Consider the following 23,740-nt stretch of genomic DNA (forward strand, 5'->3'; position numbering starts at 1 on the left):
ATTACGTTCTTTCCTTGAGCGCTGCTTCATAGGCCGCGCGAGCCTTGTTGACTTCCTGGCGCGCCGAGACTTCCGGCACGGCGACATCCCACCAGTAACCACCGGCACCGGTCGTCGGATAAGGGTCGGTGTCGATGACGATCACCGTGGTTGCCGTGCTGTCTCGCGCTACATCGAGCGCCCTTTCCAGTTCGGCGATCGAAGAAACCTTGTGCGACACCGCCCCCATCGAGGCCGCATGACCGGCAAAATCGATGGCAATCGGATTGACGTTGGTGTGGGCGTAGAGATTGTTGAATTCGGCGCCGCCGGTGCCCATCTGCAGCCGGTTGATGCAGCCGTAGCCACGGTTGTCGGTGATCACCAGCGTGATCTTCAACCCCATGCCGACGGCCGTCGCCAGTTCCGAGTTCATCATCATGTAGGAGCCGTCGCCAACCATGACGATAACGTCGCGATCGGGCTCTGCCATCTTGATGCCGAGACCGCCCGCCACTTCATAACCCATGCAGGAGAAGCCGTATTCCATGTGATAGGACAGCGGCAGCTTGGCCTTCCACAGCTGATGCAACTCGCCCGGCATGGTGCCGGCCGCGCACATGACCACGGTATTGTCGCGCGAGGCACGCTGGACGGCCCCGATCACCTGCATGTCGGTCGGCAGCGCGTTGCCATCCTTCGGTGCGGCGGTCACCGCATCGGCCTTGGCAAACCACTGTGCCTTGAGACCGCTATCCGGCGCACCGTAACGATGATCGCCAAGCGCCTTGCTGAGCTTTTCAAGCCCGACCTTGGCATCGGCCGTCAACGGGGTCGCCTCGTGCTTGGCACTGTCATAGGGTTGGACGTTGAGGGCCAGAATCCTGCGGTTCGGGTTCTTGAACAGCGCCCAGGAACCGGTGGTGAAATCCTGGAAGCGCGTGCCGACGCCGATCACCAGATCGGCCTTCTCGGAAACCACATTGGCACTTTCCGCACCGGTCACCCCGACCGGGCCGAAGTTGAGGCTGTGATCCCAGGACAGTGCAGACTTGCCAGCCTGCGTCTCGACGACCGGGATCTGGTGCTTTTCGACAAAAGCCTTCAGCGTCTCGGTCGCGCCGGAAAAGTGCACGCCGCCGCCAGCGACGACGATCGGGTTCTTCGCCGCCTTCAGGGCTGCGATCGCCGCCTCGAATTCCTGCGCATCCGGCTCCGGGCGCCGCTGATGCCAGACCTTCCTGGCAAAGAAGCTTTCCGGATAATCATAGGCTTCCGCCTGCACGTCCTGGCAGAAGGCAAGCGTGACAGGTCCGCAATCGGCAGGATCGGTCATCGTGCGGAAGGCACGCGGCAGCGCCGTCAGCAATTGTTCCGGACGCGTGATGCGGTCGAAATAACGGCTGACAGGCTTGAAGCAGTCATTGGCCGACATCGTGCCGTCGCCGAAATCCTCGATCTGCTGCAGCACCGGATCCGGCCCGCGATTGGCGAACACATCGCCGGGGATGAACAGGACCGGCAGGCGATTGACATGGGCGAGTGCTGCTGCCGTCACCATGTTCAGCGCGCCCGGACCGATCGACGACGTCACCGCCATCGCCCGGCGACGGCCGATCTGCTTGGAATAGGCAATCGCGGCATGGGCCATCGACTGTTCGTTCTGGCCGCGATAGGTCTGCAGCTCGTCGCGAATGCCATGCAGCGCTTCGCCGAGGCCGGCGACATTGCCATGGCCGAAGATCGCCCAGACACCGGCGATATAGGCCTCGCCATGCTCGTTATATTGGTTGGCGAGATAGCGCACCAGCGCCTGTGCCGCCGTCAGTCTTACCGTTTTCATGCCTTCTCTCCCTTGGCAGCGCCTACCCCGCTGCCGGCCCCTTCGCGGGCCTTGTCCCAGACCGCACAGAGATTGCGATAACGCCTCACCATATCCTCCACGGCCTCCTGGTCGCTGATCGCGCCCGAAAGCCACTTGCGCGCCGCATCGCCGAAGATCGTTCGGCCGACAGCAAATCCCTTGACCAGGTCGAACCCGGCGGCAAGCGCGAAACTTTCCTCAAGTTCGGCTTGCGGTGCATCGAGGCCAAGCACGACGATGCCGCGCGTATAGGCGTCATTGCGCTCGACAGCGGCGCAGGCATTGGCCCATGACGCCCTGGTCTTCATCGGCTCGAGTTTCCACCAGTCCGGATAAACGCCGATTTCATAGAAACGCTCGATGATCTTGGCAGCCGTATGGTCATCGACCGGACCAACCTTCGATGGAATGATCTCGAGCAGGAATTCGAGATTGTTGCGGCGCGCCGCATGAAACAGCCGGACAACCGTCTCTTCCTGCTCGGCCTTCATCTCGGCCGTATCGTCCGGATGGTAGAAGCACAGAACCTTGACGACGTTTTCGACCGGCCATTCGTTGAGGCCACCGAAATCCGGGCCGATCTCCGGCTCCAGCGTCAGGGGCCGCGACCCTGGCCATTCGACCGGACGGCCGATCCACAGTCCTGAACCGCTCGCGGCATAAAGCGCGTCGCGGCCAACGCGGCTGTCGCAGAGAATGCCGTAGCCGGCCTGTCCATCCGCAACGCTGAGCACAGCATTCAGGCAAAGCGTCTTGAACGCGCCGATACGGCTATCGGCGACGCCCGCCTCCTTGGCCATGGCCTCGAGCTGCATGCGATGATCGAAGGCAAAGACCCGCATCGTCGACCAGTCGCCCTTGCGATTGGTCGACCAATGCACCTGCTCCAGCGCCTTGTCCTTGCGCAATGCCTTGTTCTGGATGCCGGTCCTGAAGAAATACTGCAGCTCTTCCCAGCTCGGATAGGCGGGTGTGCAGCCGTGGCGGGAGACGGCGAAAGCGCCGCAGGCATTGGCAAATTTCAGTGAGGTCGGCCAGTCCTCACCGGTCAGCCAGCCCTTCAAAAGACCAGACATGAAGCCGTCACCAGCCCCGAGCACGTTGAAGACCTCGATCGGGAAGCCTTCGCCGGTCTGCCCCTCGTCGAGACTGTCCGGGATGGCATCCTCGAACACGACCGCGCCCATCGGCCCACGCTTGCAGACCAGCGTCGCGGGAGACACCTGGCGAACGGCCCTGAGCGCCTCGATCGTGTCGGTCGAGCCGCCGGCGATGTGGAATTCTTCCTCAGTGCCGACGATCAGGTTGAACAGATGCAGTGTCGACTGCAGCTTGGCGGTCACCTTGGCGGATTCGATGAAGCGGCTTTCGCCATCGCCATGGCCGGCAAGGCCCCAGAGATTGGGGCGATAATCGATGTCGAGCGCCGTCAGGCCGCCATGCTGGCGCGAGATTTCCAGCGCCTTGAGCACGGCTTGTTCGGTGCGCGGATTGGACAGATGCGTGCCCGTGACACAGACGCAGCGCGCCTCGGAGACGAAATCCACATCGATATCGTCTTCGCAGAGCGCCATGTCGGCACAGTTTTCACGGTAGAAGATCAGCGGGAACTGGTGTTCGTCGCGAATGCCAAGAAGAACCAGTGCCGTCAGGCGCTGCGGATCGGTGACCACGCCGCGGACATCGACCCCTTCCCGCACCAGCTGTTCGCGGATGAAGCGCCCCATGTGCTCGTTGCCGACCCGGGTGATCAGACCCGATTTCAGGCCGAGCCGCGCGGTGCCGGCGGCGATATTGGTCGGCGACCCGCCGATATATTTGTTGAAGGAAGCCATATCTTCCAGACGACCGCCCACCTGGGCGCCGTACAAATCCACGGATGATCGGCCGATCGTGATGAGATCGAGTGCTGCCACGCTGAAAACTCCCTGACGGTCGCGGGGTCTCAATGCCTCGCCAGCCGTTGCCGATCGCATTCGAATGGAATGCCGATCAAATTCCTCTTCCGAAATGGACTATAAATTCTATTTTTAGAACTTTCAACACAAATATTCAGCCATCCTGTCGGGCAGTCCCAACCGCAACCGACAGCGTGATCGCCAGGCAAAGTGTCGCCGAGAGTGACCGAAAGGCTCCGAAATCAACCTCGGAAACCGAGAGCGCAATTGCATCGAAGCGGCGCAGCGGACTGACCGCCGTGTCGGTCACCGCCACGACCGGAATGCCGCGAGCTGACGCCTGCTCGACCAGATCGATCGTCTCTGTCGAATAGGGCGCAAAGGTGATCGCCAAAAGGGCATCGCCATCTCGGATAGCATGATGATTTTCCAGCCGCCCGACCACGCTGTGCAACATGGCGGGCACACCCATCTTTTCGAATGCGTAGGCCATGTAGCTTGCCACCGGGAAAGATCTCCGAAGGCCAACGATATGGATCATATGCGCCGAGGAAAGCGTTTCCACCGCCTTGTCCAGCGCCTGCGGATCAACGGTTTTCACGAGATTTTCCAGCGACAGACGGCCCGCCTCGACGAATTCGGCGAGCAGTGCCGAAGGGCTGTCCTCGGCCTTTTCGCGCAGGCGGTCGAGCCGCGTCGAATAGTCCGGCCAGCCACCGACGAAGCTGTCGCGAAACAGCCGCTGCATTTCGGAAAACCCGGAAAAACCCATGATCTGGCAAAACCGCATGAAGGCCGACGGCTGAACGCCCGCCCCTTCCGCCATCTCGGCCACAGTGGAAACGGCAATGCGATCCTGATTGGCCGCGACAAAATCTGCGCATTGGCGAAGCCGTTTTGGCAAGCTGCCGGAGACCTCCAGCAACCGCTCCTCGAACGCCTTCACCGTTGCCGGCCCACCGATCTCTTCCATTCACGCCCTTTCCACGAACCACGCTTGACACGAACCATATCACAATCTAGCAAAATAGAACGTATATTCCAAATGCGGATCTGGAATAATCATCGAGGAGATGGATGTCGGGACCAGTCACGAGGCTGGCTCCTGCCGAAAGTCGGGTCCGCCACAGCAACAACGCCGCCGCCGATGGACCTCGGCAGAGCGTGCAAGGGAGGAAATGAACATGGTCACGAGATTGGCACTTCTGGGCGCCGGCCGCATCGGCAAGGTACATGCGAAAGCCATCGCGGAAGACAAGCGCGCCAAGCTGGTGGCGGTCGCCGACGCCTTTGCCGAGGCTGCAAACGCCATCGCCGCCCAGACCGGCTGCGCGGTGAAAACGATCGAGGAGATCGAGGCCGACAAGGATATCGACGCCGTCATCATCTGCACGCCGACCAATACCCATGCGGACCTGATCGAGCGTTTCGCCAAGGCCGGCAAGGCGATCTTCTGCGAAAAGCCGATCGATCTTGATGTTGCCCGAGCTAAGGCCTGCCTGGAAACAGTGCGCGCTGTCGGCGGCAAGGTCATGCTCGGCTTCAACCGACGCTTCGACCCGCATTTCCAGGCCGTGCGCAAGGAAATCGACAAGGGCTCGATCGGCGAGGTCGAGATGGTGACGATTACCAGCCGCGATCCGGGCGCACCGCCGGCGGAATATATCAAGGTTTCCGGCGGCATTTTCCGCGACATGACCATCCATGACTTCGACATGGCACGCTTCCTGCTCGGCGAGGAAATCGAGACCGTGATGGCCTCGGGCGCTGTGCTCGTCGACCCGAAGATCGGTGAACTCGGCGATTTCGACAGCGCCTCGCTGATCCTGACCACCAAGAGCGGCCGCCAGGCGATCATCTCGAATTCGCGTCGCGCCTCCTACGGCTACGACCAGCGCATCGAGGTGCACGGCTCGCTGGGCTCCGTCTCGGCCGAAAACCAGCGCCCGGTCTCCATCGAGGTCGCCAACAAGGACGGCTACACCCGCCCGCCGCTGCATGACTTCTTCATGACCCGCTACACCGCCGCCTATGCGGCCGAAATCTCGGCCTTCATCGACAGCCTGGAACAGGGAACCGCCATGTCGCCGTCGGCGGAAGACGGCCTGATCGCGCTCGCGCTGGCCGACGCTGCCATCAAGGCCGCCAAGGAAAAGACCGCAGTGAAGGTTGCCTACTGATCTCGAGTGACCAGTATTTTGGCGCGGTCACTTTTTGACTGCACCAAACAGAAGCGCCGCCCGAACCTCCTCGGGCGGCGTTTTGTTTTTGGGCCGGCCAGGGCCGCTCAGACCGCCATTTCCCGTCTTTCAACTTCCGTCAGCATAGCCAGATCGAGGATCTTCTGCAGATTGGCGGCATGGCGAAAGCCGGGCTCCTGGGCAATATTGCCCGCCTGAATAGCCGTGATGAATTTCTGGTAGTTGGTCTCGACCGGATCGACCTCCAACTCGCGCCAGACCGCCTTTTCCACATCGTCCTGCAGGCAGGCCCGCAGCGAGGAGTCTTCCGGCGTGTGGATCACCTCCAGCGCACCCTTGTCGCCATGCACCCTGAGCCGCAATTCGTTCAGATGCCCGGTTGCCCAACGGCTGGCGTGAATCACGCCCATTGCACCATTGGTGAATTCGGTTGTCATGGTGAAGCTGTCATTGGCGTCGAGGTCATATTCGCCGATCTTGTTGCCGGGGGCCTTGTCGAAGGTTTTCAGCCGGGCAAAGACATGATCGATATCGGTCGCGGCGCCATATCCCGCGAAGTCGAGGATGTGAATGCCGACATCGCCAAGCACGCCGTTGGAGCCATGCTTGGTCGACAGACGCCAGAGCCATTGGCTCTCCGTCGCCCAGTCGCCCCAAGCCTTGGAGACCAGCCAGCTCTGCAGATAGGAGGCCTCGATGTGGCGCACCCGTCCGATCTCGCCGCCGATCACCATCTGCCGTGCCTTCTGCACCTGCGCGACATTCCGATAGGTCAGGTTGACCATGTTGACCAGGCCGGACTTCTCTGCCGCGACCGCCATTTCATCGGCCTTGGCATAGTTTTCGGCAAGCGGTTTTTCACACATGACATGCTTGCCCGCCGCCAAAAGCTGCAACGTCGTCGGATAGTGGATGCGGTCGGGCGTGACATTGGTGACCGCATCGAACTCGCCCCAGGCGATCGCCTCCTCGAGGGACGTGAATGTGTTGGGAATGCCGTGTCGCGTGGCGAATGCGCGCACCGTGGCGATATCGACATCCACCGCGGCAACGATTTGAACATCGCTGATCGTGGAAAAATGCATCACATGGGTATTGGCCATGCCACCGGTGCCGAGCACGAGCAGACGGATCGACTTCATCATTTGTAACCTTCCTCGCCAGCCTGATGCAGGCGCGGGCCACGCTCTGTAATCGGCTCCAGCGCTGCTTCCACAGGAACATTCGGCGCATCATGCACCGCTCCATAGCGCGGCATCGGATTATAGGCCCATTTCACCCCGTTGCGGATCACCTGCTGCGCGTTCGCGTCGTGATAGGTCGGATAGGTCTCATGACCCGGGCGGAAATAGAAGATATTGCCCGCCCCGCGCCGCCAGGTCAGGCCCGACCGGAAGACTTCGCCGCCGGCGAACCAGGAAATGAACACGGTTTCAAGCGGCTCCGGCACCGAGAAGAATTCGCCGTACATCTCCTCGTTTTCGAGCACGAAGTTTTCCGGAATGCCGGCCGCGATCGGATGGCCAGGATTGACGGTCCAGAGACGCTCCCGCTCGCCCGCCTCCCGCCATTTCAAGGCGCAGGGCGTTCCCATCAACCGCTTGAACGGCTTGGAGAAATGTCCTGAATGCAGAACGAGCAAGCCCATTCCCTCCCAGACGCGGCGGGCAACCCGCTCGACAATCTCGTCGGAGACATCGCCATGAGCCTTGTGTCCCCACCAGACCAGTACATCCGTCTTGGCCAGCCGATCGACCGGCAGACCGTGCTCCGGTTCCTGCAACGTCGCGGTCGTGGCCTCGATCTCACCATCGACATTGAGTGCAGCCGCAATCGTCGCATGCATGCCATCGGGATAAATGCCGCGAACGACAGCATTCTCCAGCTCATGAATGTTTTCTCCCCAGACAACGGTTCTGATTGGCACGTAAACTCTCCTTTTTCACACGCCACATCCCTGCGGCACTGACTGGCCTCTACAATGTATGATCACCCGAACGGATCCATGCACACATTGAATTGAAACCGCTTTGGCTACGATAAACTGGCAAAATACCAGGTCTTTGTCAAAAAACATTCTGTTAAAAAATAGCCACTATTGAGACAAATAGGGACACGACAATTCTCGTTTGAACAAACGCATGTCGAATTTTATTGAAAGCGCTTTCGCCCTTTTATCTTCTTGCTCCTCCAGCAAAACCTTGCCATTCATGCTGCAGGAATTTCCACCCGTTGAAGCGATGAACAAGGCAATGAAGCTCAAGGAATTCGCCCTGAAGATCGGCCTGTCCCAAACCACGATCAGTCGTGCATTGAGTGGCTATCCGGAGGTCAGCGAAGCAACGCGCACACGCGTCATGGACGAGGCCAACCGTCTTGGATATCGGCCGAACATCAATGCGGTACGCCTGGCGACAGGGCGCGCCGGTGCCATCGGCGTGGCGATGAGCCAAGCTGGGGAATACCAATTCTCCGAATTCATGGGCGGCATGGCGGAACGACTGGGCCGCGAAGACATCGACATTCTGGTTTCGCCCATGGCCGAGCAGGACAGCCGCGACGAGCTTCAGATCTACAAACGCCTGGCTGAAAGCCGCAGGGTCGACGCCATGGTGATCCACTCCCCGCGCCCGAACGATCCGCGCATCGCCCTGCTGCACCGGTTGAAGATACCCTTCATCGTTCACGGTCGCTCGCAAACCGATGTTCCGCATGCGTGGCTCGACATCGACAACGAAGGCGCCATACGCCGTGCCACCGACCATTTGCTGGATCTAGGCCACCGGCGGATCGCCCTGATCAATGGAAACGAAGGCCTGACCTTCACCCGACATCGCGATCTTGGTTATCGTTCGGCGCTGCAGGCAAGGGATATTCCTTACGATGCCGGCATTGTCGGCCATGGCAACTTCACCGATGAAGTCGGTTTTCGGCTTGCCCGCGCGGCGCTCGCCATGCAGCCACGGCCGACAGCCTTTGTTGCCGGCTCAATGATGACGACCCTGGGCGTCTACCGGGCGGCACGCTCGATGAACCTTGGCATCGGCACGGACATCTCGGTAATCGCCCATGACGACGTCTTTCCCTACCTGACCGCAGAGAACATGGCCCCGTCCCTGTCGACCACACGCTCGTCGATCCGCGCCGCGGGCAGCCGCATTGCGGACCTGCTGCTGCAAATTCTGGCGGGCCGCGACCCCGTCGAGATTCGCGAACTGTGGCCGGTCGAACTGATCCTCAGAGACTCCAGCAAGCCTGCTCCACTGGATCTACCTGCATGACCGACACCAAGACCGGCAAGACCGTCATCGTTATCGGTCACATCAACCACGACAGGATCTGGCACCTGACCGAGCCATTGCGCGCCGGCGGGCGAATTGCCTGGCGCTCCCGCGAGGCGCGACTGGGTGGTGGCGGCTATTTCACGGCCCGCCGCCTGCTTGATTTCGGCCACCATGTTCGCATCCTGTCCAACCTGATGAGCGACAGCCATGGCCAGGAAGCGATTGCTGCGCTTGCCGAGCAAGGCTTCGACACCGGCCTGATCACGCAACGTCAGGGTGAAACGGATTTTGCCGACATCCTTCTCGACCCGACCGGAGAACGCACCATCCTCTCCAACGAACGGCGTCTCGCCCGCACATTCGCGCTGGCAGAGCCGGTCACGGCGGATGCCTTCTACATCAACGGTCCGCATCTTTGCGAAACCATCCGCCAGTCGCTGAGCACCGCCCCGCTGGTCGTCTCGCAATTGCCGCTGCGCAACGGCGAACCGCGCCCTGCCGATGTCATCGTCGGCTCCAAGGCCGACATGCCCGGCAGGTCAATCGAGGCCATCTGGCGGGACGCACAGGCGCTTGCCGGTGCTAGGCTTCGCCATCTCGTCATGACGGACGGTCCGGAGCCGACCTCCATTTTCGATGGCGACAGCGAGAGCAGGATCCCGGTCCCCCTCCATGTCACAGTGCGCGACACAATCGGCGCCGGAGACACATTCAGCGGCGCCCTGATAAACGGTCTGCTGAATGGCGCAAAAATCACCGATGCAGCCTTGCATGCCAGCCGCACCACGGCGGAGTGGCTCGCGGAACGCGAGGCGATGTTCACAGAAAAATCAAATAAATAGCAAGTTTATTTGCGCCCTTGCCGGGAACTTCCATGCCATCTCGCGAGTTCGTGGGATCGAAATGGAGGACTGCATGACCGAAGCGAATATCGCATGGACTATTCCCGTCGAACTGGATCTGCACTGCGGCCTGACAAGACGATTTTGCAATGTCTATGACGCGCTCGATTTTCTCGAGGCGGAATGGCCGACGCGAAGGGGCATCGCCTATCAACGTGCCGTTCTTCTCTGCCGAAACGCGCTGCGCAGCCCACGCGCCAGTGAACTGGCACGCGCAGCCTTTATCGCAGCCGCCGACGAGACGGGCATGCCCCAATGCACCGACCCGTCACGCCTGATCAGCTTTCGGCCAAACCGGAAGGCCGTGGCTTGAGGTCAAAGTGCCGGAGGTCACGCCGCCAACGCGGCTTCTGATCTCCGGCTCCGTGTCCAGCACCAATCAAGCCTTGATCCGGGCCATAGATGGATCGAACATCGGGCCGAGGTGAACCTGCGCCGGCACCCTGTCCATCGCGACCACAAGTTCATACGTCGCTTCTGTCAGGTAGTCATCCGAGACCCCATCGGCATGGCGGACGTAGCCATAACCAATTGCCTTGCCGAGCGTATATCCGTAGCCGCCGCTGGTCAGATAGCCGACCGGCTCCCCATTGCGCAGGATCGTCTCGCGTCCGAGCAGGACCACATCCGCTCCGGCGGTAAATCCAACCATTCGCTTTTTCAACGGTTGGCCGGCGACTGCAGCCAATGCCGAACGCCCGATGAAATTGGCATCGCTCTTCATCTTGACCGCAAAGCCAAGGCCCGCTTCCAGCGGTGTATCGTTCGGCGTGATATCCGATCCCCAGGCACGATAGCCTTTCTCCAGCCGCAGGGATTCCAGCGCCCGGTAGCCGATCGGCTTTATTCCATGCGCAGCACCGGCTGCCATCAACACGTCGAAAACCTCTCCGATCGCGGCGATAGGCACATGCAACTCCCAACCGAGTTCGCCGACATAAGTGATACGCAATGCCCGGACAGGACTGCCGGCGATTTCTATGTCTCGCACCTGCGCGAATGGAAATGCACCATTCGACACATCCGCCTTTGTCACCTGTGAAAGCACATTACGCGCCCGCGGCCCCATCAGCGACAACGTCCCCCATTCCTCGGTGACATCGGTGAAGCTGACCTTGGCATCGGACGGGATATGATCGGCGATCCAGCCGAAGTCATGCGTGCGAAAACCGGTACCGGTCACGATGTAAAATTTGTCCTCCGCAATCCGGGCCACCGTCAGATCCGCTTCGATGCCACCGCGCGTGTTGAGCAATTGCGTATAGCTCAACCGCCCGACCGGCTTCGTCACGTCATTGGCGCAGATAAGATCAAGAACCGTGGCCGCGTCCGGACCGCTCATCTCGTATTTGGCAAACGAGGACTGATCGAATATGCCGACCGCCTCGCGCACGTGGTGATGCTCCTGGCCGACAGCATCGAACCAGTTCTGCCGCCCCATGGAATAGACATCCCGGCCTTCGGTGCCGGCAGGCGCAAACCAGTTCGGTCGCTCCCAGCCGAGCTTCGAGCCAAACACGGCACCGTGTCCTTTCAGCCGATCATAGAGCGGCGAGACCAGCCGCGGCCGACCACTCTGGTATTCTTCATGCGGGAACCCGATCGTGTAGTGCTTGCCATAGGCTTCGAGCGTGCGGTCGAGCACCCATTGGCGATCCCGGTGCATGCCGGCGAAGCGACGGATATCGACCACCCAGAGATCAAGCGGCGCCTCGCCATCGACCACCCACTGCGCCAGCACCCAACCCGCGCCGCCGCCGGATGCGATACCGAAGGCGTTGAACCCGGCGCCGACGAACATGTTCTTGCACTCGGGCGCCACGCCGAGAATGAAATTGCCATCGGGTGTAAAGCTCTCAGGCCCGTTGATCATCTGCTTGACCCCAGCCTTTTCCAGCGCCGGGATACGCTCGATCGCCTGCACCATATGCTGCTCGAAATGATCGAAGTCATCGTCGAACAGCCGGAACGCCCATTCGTCCGGCACGTCGCCCGTCGTCCAGGGCTGCGGGTTCGGCTCGTAACCGCCCATCACGAGGCCGCCAACCTCCTCCTTGAAATAGGTCAGCCGATCCGGATCGCGGATCGTCGGCGCATCCGTCGACAGGCCATCCAGCTTCTCGGTGATGATATATTGATGCTTGACCGGTTGCAGCGGCACATTGATGCCCGCCATCGCCCCGACCTGGCGAGCCCATTGGCCCGCGCAATTGACCACCTTTTCACAGGCGATGTCGCCAAGCGTCGTCTTGACCTTGAGAATGCGGCCATCATGCATTTCGAAACCGGTGACCCGGACATTCTCGACGATCTTCGCGCCATGCATGCGTGCGCCCTTGGCGAGCGACTGCGTGATATCGGACGGGCTCGCCTGCCCGTCGGTCGGCAGCCAGCTTGCGCCGACGAGATCGTCGACATTCAACAGCGGCCACATCTGCTTGACCTCTTCCGGCGAGATCAGGTGCATGTCCATGCCGAAACTGCCGGCGGTCGTGGCAAGCCGGCGGAATTCCTTCCAGCGGTCCTGATTGGTTGCCAGACGCAGGCAACCGGTCATCTTCCAACCGGTGGCAAGTCCCGTCTCCGCCTCCAGCCCCTTGTAGAGGTCGACGGAATATTTCAGCACCCGCGTGATCGAGGCCGACGAGCGCAACTGACCGACCAGGCCCGCTGCATGCCAGGTCGAACCGGACGTCAGCGTGCCCTGTTCCAGAAGAACGACGTCCGCCTTGTGATCTCGCGCCAGGTGATAGGCGGTCGAGCAGCCGATGATGCCGCCGCCGATGACGACGATCTGGGCATGGGAGGGAAGCGTGGTCATGCGGATGTCTTTCCATAGAGAGAACGATAGCGGTCGAGAGCCACCTGAAGGCGAAGGAGATTTTCAGCGGTGTAGGTGACGTAGTCGGCACCGGGTGCATTCAGATGAAGCTCGGAAACCATGCTCCACATGGCTTCACGCAGCAGGGACGCACATTGCATGGCGGCAAACGCCTTGAGGAAATCCGGGTCGGGCGTCCGGCCAAGGTAGTGGGCAAGAAATTCAAGGCTGGCATCGTCGGAAAAGCCGGAATTCGACGTTGCGCCCGCCAGATCGAACATTGCGGTGGAATAGCCGGCATACTCGAAATCGATCAGCCAGAGCCTTTCGCCATCATCGAGTATATTGGCTGGCAGCAGGTCATTGTGGCCAAAGACGATCGGCAGCGGCACCTGCGCCTGCTCCAGCGTTTCGGCCAGATCAAGGTAGCCGGGCAGCTGCAGGACCATCCGGCTTCCGCCGGCGGCGAGCGTCCGCGCATAGTCCCGCACAACGTGAAAAGGCCAGAACAGATAGGCACTGCCGCTGACATAGCGGGCCATTGTTTCATGAAAACGTTTTAACAGCCGGGCAACAGCCTCCGCATTGGCGACAACATCTTCGGCACCATAGGTCTTGGCACCCAGAAACGCCGTCACCATCACGCCGGGTTCGGCATACCGGACTTCCGGCCCAAAACCCGCCGCATGCGCACTTTGCGCCACCATCAATTCGCGCTTCCGGGATACATGATGAAACGGATAATCCTGACCGAAACGCACGACATGGCGGTCGACCGCATCGGTGACAACGTAACTCTCATTGCTGATGCCGCCCTTGAGGAGGGCGATTTCGATCGGGCCTTTCCAGCAGGGCAAGTGCCGGATGCGATCCCTGTTTGCACTGGCCTTACCAACCTCGCCGGTCGCAACGTCCGTCACGCTCATCGGCGCGACGCCTTGTTCGCATAAAGCACGCATGACCTCCCAGCGGTTCAACAAATGCAGTCCAACAGATACAGTCCTGCCTCCAGGTCCCGTCCCCGTTTTTTTCGTTGGGTAACCCGAAGATGATGGAGCTTCATCCAGCAGACACACGCTGTCAATCGGAAATTGTGGTATTTTGTGGTAATATGCCCGATTTAGTGACTTTACATTTCTGCCGCGCGACTGCATCGCTGAGCGAGGACGAAGCCAGAGACACCAGACCCAGAGATATCAGACATGGTTGAGTCGAAACGACACCGGGACATTCTGAAACTGCTCCAGCAAGACGGCACATTGTCGATCGCCGACCTTGCCGGACGCCTCGGAGTCTCGCTTGAGACTATCCGGCGCGACCTCAAGCCGCTTGCCGACCGCCACACGATCGTGCGCATGCACGGTGCCGTAGCGCTTCCCTCGATCGTCGGCGAGGCGCCGTTTGAAAGGCGACTGCGCGAAAATGCGCAAGCCAAGAAGGCAATTGCACGCACTCTGGCTGCAACCATCCGCGACGGCGATTCCATCATGCTCGACACGGGAACGACAACGAGCATTCTGGCGCGCGAACTGCTCGGCCACCGTCGCCTGACGGTGATCACCAACTCGTCCGACATCGCCCGGACATTGGCGACCAGCAACGAAAACCGGGTCTATATGGCCGGCGGCGAGCTACGCTCGGACAATGGCGCCGCGTTCGGCTCGACAGCGATCGACTTCATCAGCCGTTTCCACGTCCTGCATGCCGTCATCTCGGTGGGCGCGGTGAGCGCCGGTTCGGGCATACTGGACTTCGATTTCGAGGAAGCCGAATTCGCCCGCACGTTGCTGACCCGCGGCGATAGGCGGATCGCGGTTACCGATCAAAGCAAGTTCAATCGCAGCGGCCTGGTCAAGGTTTGCGATTTCAGCGACCTGACGGATCTCGTCACCGACGGCACACCGCCCCAAGACGTCCGCGCCGCACTGGAAACAGCCGGCGTAACCTGCACGATCGCCCGGCCGACCTGAGCAGCGACAACGATATCGAACAACGATATCTGGGAAAAGCCCAACCAAACGTTGCTTTGCTGTGGCTCTGATGGCAGGGATATCATAAGATCTCTACAAGAGTTGCCTTCGCGGCATGTCGCGCGCAAGGCAGTTGGTATTGGGAATGATGCCGGACGATTTCATAATTCAGATCTTGCGTTTGCCGCGCTGGCTCAAGCGTTGCGTTGCGCTCGTCGTCGATATGGTCTTGTGCTCGTTAACTGTATGGTTTGCTTTCTGTTTTCGACTGGATCAATGGGTCATCCTGTCGGGCGTGCAATGGCTGACCATTCCCATCTCGATCGCCATCGCCATCCCGATATTTATAAAGCTTGGGCTGTACCGTGCGATTTTCCGCTACATCGGATGGGCTGCGTTTCTCTCGATATTGAAGGCGATATCGCTATACGGCCTGATCTACATGACAATTTTCACGTTGATCAGCGTTTCCGGCGTTCCACGCACCGTCGGCATACTTCAGCCACTACTACTTCTGATTGCGGTTGGACTTTCGCGTCTCTTTACCCGTTCCATGCTCGGGGAATCATACCGCCGAATATTGCGAAGTGAGAGTCAGTCGCATGTTCTGATTTACGGAGCGGGCACGATGGGACGTCAGTTGGCAAGCGCGCTTGAAAACGGTGCTGATCTGAAGGTTAAGGGCTTTCTGGACGATGACAAGAGTCTTCATGGCTCGATGATCGGCAGCGTGCGGGTCTACGATCCGAAGGAATTGAACGCGCTTGTAGAAAAGCTTGACGTCCGCACGGTCCTTTTGGCGATCCCCAACATATCTTCTGCCAGACGCAACGCGATCATAGAAAGTCTGCGAGGCGCTCATGTTGCCGTAAGGCTGGTACCGAATGTTAGCGAAATCGCTCAAGGCCGCGTCAATTTTTCTGATTTTCACGAACTCGACATCAAGGATCTTTTGGGACGTGATGCAGTCGCACCAAATCCGCAACTCCTAACACGCAACATTGCAAATAAGACGGTAATGGTAACCGGGGCGGGTGGCTCGATCGGCAGTGAACTCTGCAGACAGATCATGGCAGTGGGGGCCAATCGACTGCTCCTCGTTGAGCAAAACGAATACGCCCTCTATTCGATCCACGCCGAACTGACGCGCGATTATGGCGAAAAGGCAGCAGCAATACTGCCTTTGCTAGGTTCCGTGCGTGATCGCCGTCGCATGCGGGAGATTCTTCGATCTTGGCCTGTTGACACAATCTACCACGCCGCCGCCTACAAGCACGTGCCGCTGGTCGAACACAATCCGATCGAAGGCATCAAGAACAATGTCTTCGGCACCGAAGTCATGGCTAAAGTTGCCATTGAAATGGAAGTGCCGCAATTCGTACTGATCAGCACCGACAAGGCGGTCCGCCCGACCAACATCATGGGAGCGAGCAAGCGGATCGCTGAAATGTTGCTTCAGGCACTCGCACAAAATTGCCGGACCACGACGTTTTGCATGGTTCGTTTCGGCAACGTGCTGGGCTCGTCCGGATCCGTGGTCCCGCTTTTTCGCCAGCAGATTCGGAGCGGCGGGCCCATTACCTTGACCCATCGAGAGATTACGCGATTCTTCATGACCATTCCGGAGGCCTCGCAACTGGTGATTCAAGCTGGTGCAATGGCTGAGGGCGGAGATGTGTTCGTTCTCAACATGGGTGAACCAGTCAAGATCATCGACCTTGCACGCCGGATGGTCGAGCTTTCAGGCCTGACGGTCAAGGACGACAAGCACCCGGATGGCGACATCGCGTTTGTCATGACGGGTCTTCGCCCGGCCGAGAAGCTTTATGAAGAGCTACTGATAGGCGACAATCCCGGGCCAACGCCACATCCGCTGATCATGAAAGCGCGCGACGAGTTTCTTCCATGGAAAAAGCTTGAAGAAAAACTGCGGCAATTGGAACAGACGATGGATGCTGGCGACGCGGCGGGGAGCAGGGAGATACTGTCATCACTGGTCACGGGCTATCGGCCCAGTGCTGAAGTGGTTGACCTTGTTGTACTGCGTAACGCCGAGCAGACTGAGGATTCGGCAGAACTGCCCAATCCAGACAGTACGAGCTACGGGCGAGTATGATAACTTGCACCATGAGAAACCACAGCTTCCGCACGCATAACATCTCATCCTGCATAGCGCACATCGTCAATGATGGAACTGACCATCGCACGACGGACGGTTTTTGCTCGGCCTGCAAGCGGAAACAGAGTGAGGACGGATAGAAATCGTAAAACAGGGGCATAGATGTGCAGCGTATTCGAGGACAGGATCGCGCGTGCTCGCTCGGTATTGTGCAACAACGCCGCGCTAGGAGATGCGAGTTCCAGCGCGCTCAGTTGAAGCGGTTGTGGCGAACACCGCAAACAGCAAAACGGCGCACGTTCCTAGACGTCCGAGCATAGCCTTGGGGATTGGCGGATGAATGTGTCCACCCAACATTGCAACACCGTTGGCTGAGCAATAAAACGGCAATAGATTGCTAAAATATCCAGCTGAAACTATGAAATGCTGCCCCGGCCGGAGGGCCAGGCAGAAACTGAGCGAAAATATGAAGATCGGCATCTATGTCATAAATCTCGCGCGATCGCGTGCACGTTGGGATGGCTTGAGCCAGAAGGCTGACAAACTTGGCATCTTGCTTGAGCGCGTTGAAGGCGTCGATGGCGCGGCCCTTGCAACAGAAGAGCGCAATGATCTCGACTTGACAAGTTTTCTACGCGAGAACGGTCGAGCCGTTTTGCCTGGTGAATACGGCTGCTATCGTAGCCACCTCCTTGCAGTCTCGAAGTTCCAAGCCAGCGAACATGAAGCAGCGATCATTCTGGAAGATGACGTCGAACTGGCAGCCGGCCTTGTCGAGAGGGCCACCGCGATCCTTGAAGCCGTTCCTGAGGCCGAGCTGGTCAAACTCCTCAATCATCGGACTAAATGGTTCCGAAAAAGGGCGACCAGTCGACTGGGAGACGAGGTTGGGCGCAGTATCCACGGCCCACAGGGATCGGCTGCATGTTATCTCATTACCCGCTCCGGGGCTGAGAAAATTCTGAAACATATGAAAGTCATGCGTTATCCCGTCGATGTTGCCCTTGAGCGTGGCTGGCACACCGAACTTGGTGTTTTTACTGTGCGACTGAACGTTCTAAATCTAAGCTCAGCGAGTAAAACGACCGAAATCGCAACGCGCGACGACTATCGAAAAGGTAAGTTCCGCGGGCCTCGCCGCGCGATTACTCACCTCCTGCGTGCCTTGGACTACATTCGCAGGATACGATATTGCTTGTCCTGAAAAATAACTCAAGAAAACAAAGCCTTCTACAAATGCCTTATTGGCCCATCCTAGTTTCCATAGGATGGGCATCTATGGCATCTGCAATGTTGGTGGAAAGCGATATATACCGCTATGCGGCAATCGCTCTACTTATCTTCTGTTGCGCATTTCATTACGACGCCCTGAAGCTCATCAAAGACGATTGGCTGGCCAAAATGTGCTTCGCGTGGGCGTTCTATGCCTTATTCCGCTTTACTTGGGGCATCGTCGTCCATGGAGAGAGAGGGGCATCAGAATGGCTCTACGTCTTTCCACTGCTAATACCATCGCTTGGCGCCTGCCTCTACGTCACGCGTGACCGCCTCTTCGCCGCGGTGACGTTTGTGATCGTTGCAGGTTTCATTGGCCTACTTCTCACGCTGGATTTTCCGGCACTCATCCAAGGCGGTCGTTTCAGCCCGCTTTATCACCACAATTCTATCCATGCTGCGGTAGGCTGCGGATTGCTGTTCATTTCCAGCGTTTACTGGCTGGCTTACGCTGCTGACACAAACGCTCTGAAAACAGTCCGCGGAAAAGCTCTGGCGGCCATCGCAATAACAACCGCAATGCTCTGTCTAGTCGGCATATTTGCCGCCAAGTCGAAAGGCGTCTGGCTCGCCTTTTCACTTGTGTTCGGCTTCATGAGTGTTACGGCTGTCGTCCACTATGGTCGCCGGCGAATGCTCGTTCCCGGTGCGTTGGCTTTGCTGCTCTGCATGCTTGCAGCCGGGGCCACCTACGACAACATAAAGCACTATGCCGGTCCAACTGTTTCGGCAGCCCTGCGCCTTTCAGAGCAAGCCGTGAGCCAGGAAGAAATCGAAAAGGCCATGGAAAATTCCGTGGGGATGCCTGAAACACCGAAATCTATGCGAGAGCGATTGATGCTCTGGACAAATGCCATAGACATATTCCTTGAATCACCCCTCGTAGGGTCGGGCAACCTTTGGCTGGAGCACTGGCAGCACGCGAAATATGCTAACGTCAGGTTTACCCTGATCCACAATGGCTATCTCGAAATCCTGGTGCGCCACGGCCTGCTCGGAATGGCGATGCTGCTGATCTTTTCCGCAACGGCCTTCTACCGCATCAGGCTGGCATGGAAACGCGGCATCATCCCGTCCAGTCTGATGCTGTATCTGTTCAGCATGAGCCTGTTTTTCTTCATCACCATGGCCTCCAATTCGAACAACCGCCTGGCGATCGGAGAGAGTTTCTTCCTGCTCGCCGGCGCTGCGGTCTTTGCCATTTCCATCATGCTCCGCGCCGATGCCAGATCATCTGCGCCGACAATCCCTGCGTGAGCCCATGCTGAAGCGTTCATTCGACATCACCGCCGCACTGCTCGGATTGATCATCGCAAGTCCGATCATGGCGGTGCTTGCCGTCATCATCCGGCAGACATCGCCCGGCCCGGCGCTCTTCGTGCAAACGAGAGTGGGACGCAACGAAGCGTCCTTCACTTGCTTGAAGTTTCGCACCATGGCGACCGGCACGCCCGACGTGGCCTCGCATGCCGCATCCACAAGTTGGATCACCCCCACCGGCCGCTGGCTGCGCGCCTACAAGCTCGACGAGCTCCCGCAGCTAATCAATGTGCTGAAGGGTGAGATGAGCCTTGTCGGCCCAAGGCCGTGCCTGCCAAATCAGGCAGATGTGATTGTCGCGCGCCGCGCCCAGAACGTCTTTTCGGTGCGCCCGGGCATAACGGGTCCAGCCCAGGTTGCCGGTATTGACATGTCGGAACCGGAGCGCCTTGCGGCGGCAGACCGGAGCTACGTGGATAACCAGACCTTGGCCGGCGACATCAAGCTGCTGTTCCAGACTGTGCTGGGTGGCGGACGAGGCGACCCGGCGAGCCGTTGACAGCGGGAGAAATCGGAACCGGCGCTGTTCCAGGCTGACCTTTTTTGGCCGCCGATTTATCAGATGCGCATAATCGAATACTCTGTCCAATAGAGACTGATTCGAGAAAGTCTCGCAGGCTAAATGATTTAGCTGAGGTGGCGGACATGGAACAGCAAGCAGACTTGGAGACCTGGGCCATGGTCCGGGCTCAGCAGATTATCATGCATCATGGCGCCAATCTTGTGGTTGCGGCCCAGCGGCTGGATCACAAGAAAACGACGGCCAACACATACGCCCTGCGCACAGCCATCATGAATTCACTGATCGAGGCGATGTCCGCTCCTCCGGCGAAACCCATCGTCGAATAACACCACCCGAAAGCCGGCGCCGTTTCCTGATCGACGGCAAGGCCCCTGCTCCACCTTGATCGACCTGTCGATCCGTGACAGGTTTTGCGCCATGCGAATATTGCTGGTGGAAGACACACACGACGTGGGGGAAGCGATCAGTCGCCGGTTCGAGACAACCGGCCATACGGTCGACTGGGAAACGGATGGCCGCGCAGCCTCGGAGATCCTCGATTTCACCGACTACGACCTGGTCATTCTCGACGTCATGCTGCCCGGCCTTGACGGCTTCGAAATCCTCAAGCGGCTGCGCCAGAACCGCAACGCCGTCCCGGTAATGGTCCTGACGGCCCGTTCGGAAATCGACGACCGGGTCAGTGCCCTCGACCTGGGAGCGGACGACTACCTGGTCAAGCCTTTCGATTTTAGAGAACTTGAGGCGAGAGCGCGCGTATTGTTGCGCCGACGCTCCGGCGGCGAGGCGACCAACGTCATCGCCTGCGGCGACGTCATGCTCGATCGCACCAATCGTTCGGTGCATGTCGGCAAACGCGAAGTACAGCTCAAGCGCCGGGAAATGACGCTTCTTGAAATCCTCGCCTCGCGTCCCGGCCGCGTGTTCAGCAAGGATCAACTGCTCGACCAGATCTTTGGATTCGACGAACCGGCCGGGCCAAACGCGATCGAGCTTTATGTCGGCCGATTGCGCAAGAAGCTGGAGGGCGCCAGGGCGAGGATCGTGACGGTGCGCGGACTGGGTTATCAGCTGGTGTCTGATGACGAAGAATAGACGCTCGCTGTTTTACCGGCTGGTCGTCCGCGTCGCGCTGGTTCTGTCCGTCGGCGCCGCCGTCCTGATCACGGCCGCATGGTTTTATGCCAAGGCAGCAGCCGACGAAGCCTACGACCGGTTGCTGCAAGGGGCAGCGATCCAGATCCTTGACGGACTGTCCGTGGAGGACGGGCGCATCGGCATAAACCTGCCCCCGGCCGCCTTCGAGCTCCTCGGCCAGGCGCCGCGCGATCGCATATTCTACCGCGTCGTCTCGCCCGATGGCTTGACGCTGACCGGCTATGACGATCTGGCGGTGTCCGCCGACCTCACACCCGCCCGCTCCGGCCCGGTCTTTCTCTCCGAGGACTACCGCAACGTGCCATTGCGCATCGGCATCGTCGGCCGCGCCATCAGCGAGGCAGCGACCGGTGGATGGGCTTACGTGCTCGTCGGGCAAACGACAGAAGCGCGAAAGGAATTCGTCACCGAGCTCACCACCCGCGCGCTCGTCATCGTCCTGATCATGAGTGCGGTGGCGCTTGCCGGCACGGCGCTTGCCATCCGTTATTCCTTGCGCCCCGTCAATCAGCTCGGGGACATGCTGTTGCGCCGTGATCCCCAGGATCTTACACCGCTCTCGGTCGCCGTGCCGGGTGAACTCTCTCCCTTCGTCGACTCCATCAATCATTTCATGCGACGGCTTGATGAGCGCGTCCGCCTGCTGCAGCGTTTCATTGCCGACAGCGCCCATCAGATAAGGACCCCGCTCACGGCATTGTCGGCCCAGGTCAGCCTGATCCACGAAGATGCGCTCTCCGACAGTGATCGGCGGCATCTGGAACGCGTCAAGGACCGCGCCGGCGAACTCGCCCACTTCACGGGCCAGTTGCTCAACCATGCCATGGTCATTCACCGCTTCGACAGCGCCCAACTGGGCCCGCTCGATGTGACCGAGATCGCGCGAAAGGCCTTCCGGGCCGCCGTACCCATCACCATCGATCCGGACACGGTCGTGTCGTTCGAAGGCCCGGACGAAACATTGATCGTGCTGGGGGACGGCCTCAGCCTGCGCGAGGCCATCGTCAATATCATCGACAATTCCCTGCGCCACGGCACCCGGTTCAAGCTGGACGTGCGCGTCCTCAGACGCGGCAATTTCGCCCTCGTCGAAGTTGAAGATGACGGCCCCGGAATACCACCGGCCGATTGGAGCCAAGTGACCAAGCGCTTCGTGTCGTCGAAATCAGGCAGCGGCAGTTCCGGCCTTGGTTTCGCCATCGCCTCCGAAGTCGCAATCGCGCTGAGAGGCGGCCTTTCCTTCCGTGAAAAGACGCCTGAAAAAGGCTTTACCATTGTGCTTGAACTGCCGCTTCACGCCGAGATGACAAGCTGATGCTGAAGAAACCCCTGCTTTTTGCCGCCCTTGTCCTGCTTTCGCCTGTTCATGCTTCGGCGATCGAGGGAGAGAAGACGGTGTTCCAGTCACCAAGCGCTGAGAAATCCCGGCTGGTCATCAACGGCGTTACGGATGCCGATGCGATCAAACCGCTGATACTGGATTTTCAGCAACTGGCGCCGGACGTCACCGTTGAATTCAATGACTACGTTTCCAATGACCTTTTCCGTGAGGCCGAGCGGGCTTGCAGCACAGGGCAAAATTACGGTGACCTGCTGATTTCATCCTCGGCCGACCAATTGGTCAAGCTGGCCAATGACGGCTGTGCCATACCCCACAGCTCCTCAGAGACCGATGCGCTCGCCAGCTGGGCGAATTGGCGAAACGAGGTCTTCGGCTTTGTCTTCGAGCCCGCCGTCATCGTCTACGATGCGTCGCGTGTTCCTCAAGCGGATGTACCGCGCAGCCATGCGGACATTGCCGATCTCCTGCGCCGCAAGCCGGAGGAATACCGCGACAGGATAGGAACCTACAATATCCAGCTCTCCGGCGTCGGATACCTGCTGGCCTTTCACGATGCACTCCAGGCGCCGACGATCTACGGCCGACTGCTGGAAAGCTTCAGCCGTGCGGAAGTCGTGACCGGATGTTGCAACAACGAGGTACTGGACCAGATTGCCAGCGGGCGCTTGCGCATCGCCTACAATATCCTGGGCTCCTATGCCTATGCGGCTTTCCTCAAGAACCCCGACCTGCGGGTCGTCATACCGCGCGACTATGCGCTCATCCTGCCACGCGCAGCCCTGATCCCGGTAAAATCGCAGCAAACCGATCTTGCCCGCCGCTTTATAGATTACCTATTCTCGTCCCGTGGCAAGACGGTCGCGCGCGAAAAGGCATTCTTCCTCTCCGAGGACGACCCCCTGCCCGACGGAGTTGAAGGCCCGGCTTCATTGATCGAGTCCGGCATTGGTCGACCGATCCGTATCGGACCAGCACTGCTTGCAGCGCAGGATCGTGCCACGCGCGAACGCTTCATCCGCAACTGGACCGCGCTCTTCACCGCACCCGATCCTTGAATCGACAAGGCCCGACACGTGTGCCGGGC

20 protein-coding genes are annotated in these 23,740 nt (G+C 59.4%); 13 read left to right on the forward strand and 7 right to left on the reverse strand.

What is annotated here, in order from left to right; genetic code table 11:
- Position 1: 1 nt before the first annotated feature.
- The 3 genes from iolD to IM739_RS18490 form a co-directional block, all read right to left on the reverse strand.
- Positions 2–1,822, reverse strand: coding sequence for a 3D-(3,5/4)-trihydroxycyclohexane-1,2-dione acylhydrolase (decyclizing) (gene iolD / locus IM739_RS18480; protein WP_237369122.1), 1,821 nt, complete (start codon positions 1,820–1,822; stop codon positions 2–4).
- Complete coding sequence (locus tag IM739_RS18485) at positions 1,819–3,759, reverse strand: bifunctional 5-dehydro-2-deoxygluconokinase/5-dehydro-2-deoxyphosphogluconate aldolase (RefSeq protein ID WP_237369123.1); 1,941 nt, start codon at positions 3,757–3,759, stop codon at positions 1,819–1,821. Before IM739_RS18485 ends, iolD begins: the two co-directional genes overlap by 4 nt.
- Before the next feature lie 136 nt (positions 3,760–3,895).
- Positions 3,896–4,714: a MurR/RpiR family transcriptional regulator gene (locus IM739_RS18490; protein WP_237369124.1), complete on the reverse strand. Its 819-nt coding sequence runs from the start codon at positions 4,712–4,714 to the stop codon at positions 3,896–3,898.
- A gap of 211 nt (positions 4,715–4,925) precedes the next feature.
- Here IM739_RS18490 and iolG point away from each other — a divergent pair, with 211 nt between their 5' ends.
- Entirely contained in the window at positions 4,926–5,921 is a 996-nt protein-coding gene (iolG, locus tag IM739_RS18495) for an inositol 2-dehydrogenase (protein WP_237369125.1), read from the forward strand.
- A gap of 107 nt (positions 5,922–6,028) precedes the next feature.
- On the opposite strand, the gene IM739_RS18500 is transcribed toward iolG, so the two are convergent.
- Positions 6,029–7,075 (reverse strand): Gfo/Idh/MocA family protein, encoded by a 1,047-nt coding sequence (locus IM739_RS18500; protein ID WP_237371114.1) that lies wholly within the window; start codon positions 7,073–7,075, stop codon positions 6,029–6,031.
- 8 nt (positions 7,076–7,083) lie between these two features.
- Positions 7,084–7,869, reverse strand: coding sequence for a ThuA domain-containing protein (locus IM739_RS18505; RefSeq protein WP_237369126.1), 786 nt, complete (start codon positions 7,867–7,869; stop codon positions 7,084–7,086).
- A 325-nt stretch (positions 7,870–8,194) separates the two neighbouring features.
- Here IM739_RS18505 and IM739_RS18510 point away from each other — a divergent pair, with 325 nt between their 5' ends.
- The 3 genes from IM739_RS18510 to IM739_RS18520 all read left to right on the forward strand — a co-directional run bounded on the left by IM739_RS18510 (position 8,195) and on the right by IM739_RS18520 (position 10,441).
- On the forward strand, positions 8,195–9,223 hold the full coding sequence (locus tag IM739_RS18510) for a substrate-binding domain-containing protein (RefSeq protein ID WP_237371115.1): 1,029 nt from the start codon (positions 8,195–8,197) through the stop codon (positions 9,221–9,223).
- Positions 9,220–10,068: a PfkB family carbohydrate kinase gene (locus IM739_RS18515; protein WP_237369127.1), complete on the forward strand. Its 849-nt coding sequence runs from the start codon at positions 9,220–9,222 to the stop codon at positions 10,066–10,068. The genes IM739_RS18510 and IM739_RS18515 overlap by 4 nt, the downstream gene beginning before the upstream one ends.
- Before the next feature lie 73 nt (positions 10,069–10,141).
- On the forward strand, positions 10,142–10,441 hold the full coding sequence (locus tag IM739_RS18520) for a DUF982 domain-containing protein (protein WP_237369128.1): 300 nt from the start codon (positions 10,142–10,144) through the stop codon (positions 10,439–10,441).
- A gap of 66 nt (positions 10,442–10,507) precedes the next feature.
- On the opposite strand, the gene IM739_RS18525 is transcribed toward IM739_RS18520, so the two are convergent.
- Both IM739_RS18525 and IM739_RS18530 read right to left on the reverse strand, forming a co-directional pair.
- Entirely contained in the window at positions 10,508–12,949 is a 2,442-nt protein-coding gene (locus IM739_RS18525) for a GcvT family protein (protein WP_237369129.1), read from the reverse strand.
- A complete protein-coding gene (locus IM739_RS18530) occupies positions 12,946–13,875 on the reverse strand; it encodes a choline/ethanolamine kinase family protein (RefSeq protein ID WP_237371116.1) in 930 nt (309 codons plus the stop codon). The genes IM739_RS18525 and IM739_RS18530 overlap by 4 nt, the downstream gene beginning before the upstream one ends.
- A gap of 276 nt (positions 13,876–14,151) precedes the next feature.
- On the opposite strand from IM739_RS18530, the gene IM739_RS18535 reads away from it, so the two are divergent.
- The 9 genes from IM739_RS18535 to IM739_RS18575 all read left to right on the forward strand — a co-directional run bounded on the left by IM739_RS18535 (position 14,152) and on the right by IM739_RS18575 (position 23,711).
- The gene (locus IM739_RS18535; protein ID WP_237369130.1) at positions 14,152–14,919 is read left to right on the forward strand and encodes a DeoR/GlpR family DNA-binding transcription regulator; all 768 of its coding nucleotides are present in this window, start codon (positions 14,152–14,154) and stop codon (positions 14,917–14,919) included.
- A 145-nt stretch (positions 14,920–15,064) separates the two neighbouring features.
- On the forward strand, positions 15,065–17,035 hold the full coding sequence (locus IM739_RS18540) for a polysaccharide biosynthesis protein (protein WP_237369131.1): 1,971 nt from the start codon (positions 15,065–15,067) through the stop codon (positions 17,033–17,035).
- 469 nt (positions 17,036–17,504) lie between these two features.
- Positions 17,505–18,242 (forward strand): glycosyltransferase family 25 protein, encoded by a 738-nt coding sequence (locus IM739_RS18545; protein WP_237369132.1) that lies wholly within the window; start codon positions 17,505–17,507, stop codon positions 18,240–18,242.
- Positions 18,243–18,316: 74 nt separating this feature from the next.
- Positions 18,317–19,570, forward strand: a complete 1,254-nt coding sequence (locus IM739_RS18550; protein ID WP_237369133.1) for an O-antigen ligase family protein — start codon at positions 18,317–18,319, stop codon at positions 19,568–19,570.
- A 4-nt stretch (positions 19,571–19,574) separates the two neighbouring features.
- Positions 19,575–20,132 (forward strand): sugar transferase, encoded by a 558-nt coding sequence (locus tag IM739_RS18555; RefSeq protein ID WP_237369134.1) that lies wholly within the window; start codon positions 19,575–19,577, stop codon positions 20,130–20,132.
- Between the two features lie 146 nt (positions 20,133–20,278).
- Positions 20,279–20,482 carry a hypothetical protein gene (locus IM739_RS18560; protein WP_237369135.1) on the forward strand — a complete coding sequence of 68 codons (204 nt, stop codon included), beginning with the start codon at positions 20,279–20,281 and terminating at the stop codon, positions 20,480–20,482.
- 91 nt (positions 20,483–20,573) lie between these two features.
- Positions 20,574–21,251, forward strand: coding sequence for a response regulator transcription factor (locus IM739_RS18565; protein ID WP_237369136.1), 678 nt, complete (start codon positions 20,574–20,576; stop codon positions 21,249–21,251).
- Complete coding sequence (locus tag IM739_RS18570; RefSeq protein ID WP_237369137.1) at positions 21,238–22,629, forward strand: sensor histidine kinase; 1,392 nt, start codon at positions 21,238–21,240, stop codon at positions 22,627–22,629. The genes IM739_RS18565 and IM739_RS18570 overlap by 14 nt, the downstream gene beginning before the upstream one ends.
- Entirely contained in the window at positions 22,629–23,711 is a 1,083-nt protein-coding gene (locus tag IM739_RS18575) for an ABC transporter substrate-binding protein (protein ID WP_237369138.1), read from the forward strand. The genes IM739_RS18570 and IM739_RS18575 overlap by 1 nt, the downstream gene beginning before the upstream one ends.
- The last annotated feature ends 29 nt before the right edge of the window (positions 23,712–23,740 follow it).

It is taken from the genome of Rhizobium sp. SL42 (assembly GCF_021729845.1).
Classification (GTDB): Bacteria; Pseudomonadota; Alphaproteobacteria; order Rhizobiales; family Rhizobiaceae; genus Allorhizobium.

Coding starts and splice junctions, on each gene's coding strand:
- iolD (WP_237369122.1), bottom strand. CDS start 1,822: ATGAAAACGGTAAGACTGACGGCGGCACAGGCGCTGGTGCGCTATCTC.
- IM739_RS18490 (WP_237369124.1), bottom strand. CDS start 4,714: ATGGAAGAGATCGGTGGGCCGGCAACGGTGAAGGCGTTCGAGGAGCGG.
- iolG (WP_237369125.1), top strand. CDS start 4,926: ATGGTCACGAGATTGGCACTTCTGGGCGCCGGCCGCATCGGCAAGGTA.
- IM739_RS18510 (WP_237371115.1), top strand. CDS start 8,195: ATGAAGCTCAAGGAATTCGCCCTGAAGATCGGCCTGTCCCAAACCACG.
- IM739_RS18515 (WP_237369127.1), top strand. CDS start 9,220: ATGACCGACACCAAGACCGGCAAGACCGTCATCGTTATCGGTCACATC.
- IM739_RS18520 (WP_237369128.1), top strand. CDS start 10,142: ATGACCGAAGCGAATATCGCATGGACTATTCCCGTCGAACTGGATCTG.
- IM739_RS18525 (WP_237369129.1), bottom strand. CDS start 12,949: ATGACCACGCTTCCCTCCCATGCCCAGATCGTCGTCATCGGCGGCGGC.
- IM739_RS18530 (WP_237371116.1), bottom strand. CDS start 13,875: ATGAGCGTGACGGACGTTGCGACCGGCGAGGTTGGTAAGGCCAGTGCA.
- IM739_RS18535 (WP_237369130.1), top strand. CDS start 14,152: ATGGTTGAGTCGAAACGACACCGGGACATTCTGAAACTGCTCCAGCAA.
- IM739_RS18540 (WP_237369131.1), top strand. CDS start 15,065: ATGATGCCGGACGATTTCATAATTCAGATCTTGCGTTTGCCGCGCTGG.
- IM739_RS18545 (WP_237369132.1), top strand. CDS start 17,505: ATGAAGATCGGCATCTATGTCATAAATCTCGCGCGATCGCGTGCACGT.
- IM739_RS18550 (WP_237369133.1), top strand. CDS start 18,317: ATGGCATCTGCAATGTTGGTGGAAAGCGATATATACCGCTATGCGGCA.
- IM739_RS18555 (WP_237369134.1), top strand. CDS start 19,575: ATGCTGAAGCGTTCATTCGACATCACCGCCGCACTGCTCGGATTGATC.
- IM739_RS18560 (WP_237369135.1), top strand. CDS start 20,279: ATGGAACAGCAAGCAGACTTGGAGACCTGGGCCATGGTCCGGGCTCAG.
- IM739_RS18565 (WP_237369136.1), top strand. CDS start 20,574: ATGCGAATATTGCTGGTGGAAGACACACACGACGTGGGGGAAGCGATC.
- IM739_RS18570 (WP_237369137.1), top strand. CDS start 21,238: ATGACGAAGAATAGACGCTCGCTGTTTTACCGGCTGGTCGTCCGCGTC.
- IM739_RS18575 (WP_237369138.1), top strand. CDS start 22,629: ATGCTGAAGAAACCCCTGCTTTTTGCCGCCCTTGTCCTGCTTTCGCCT.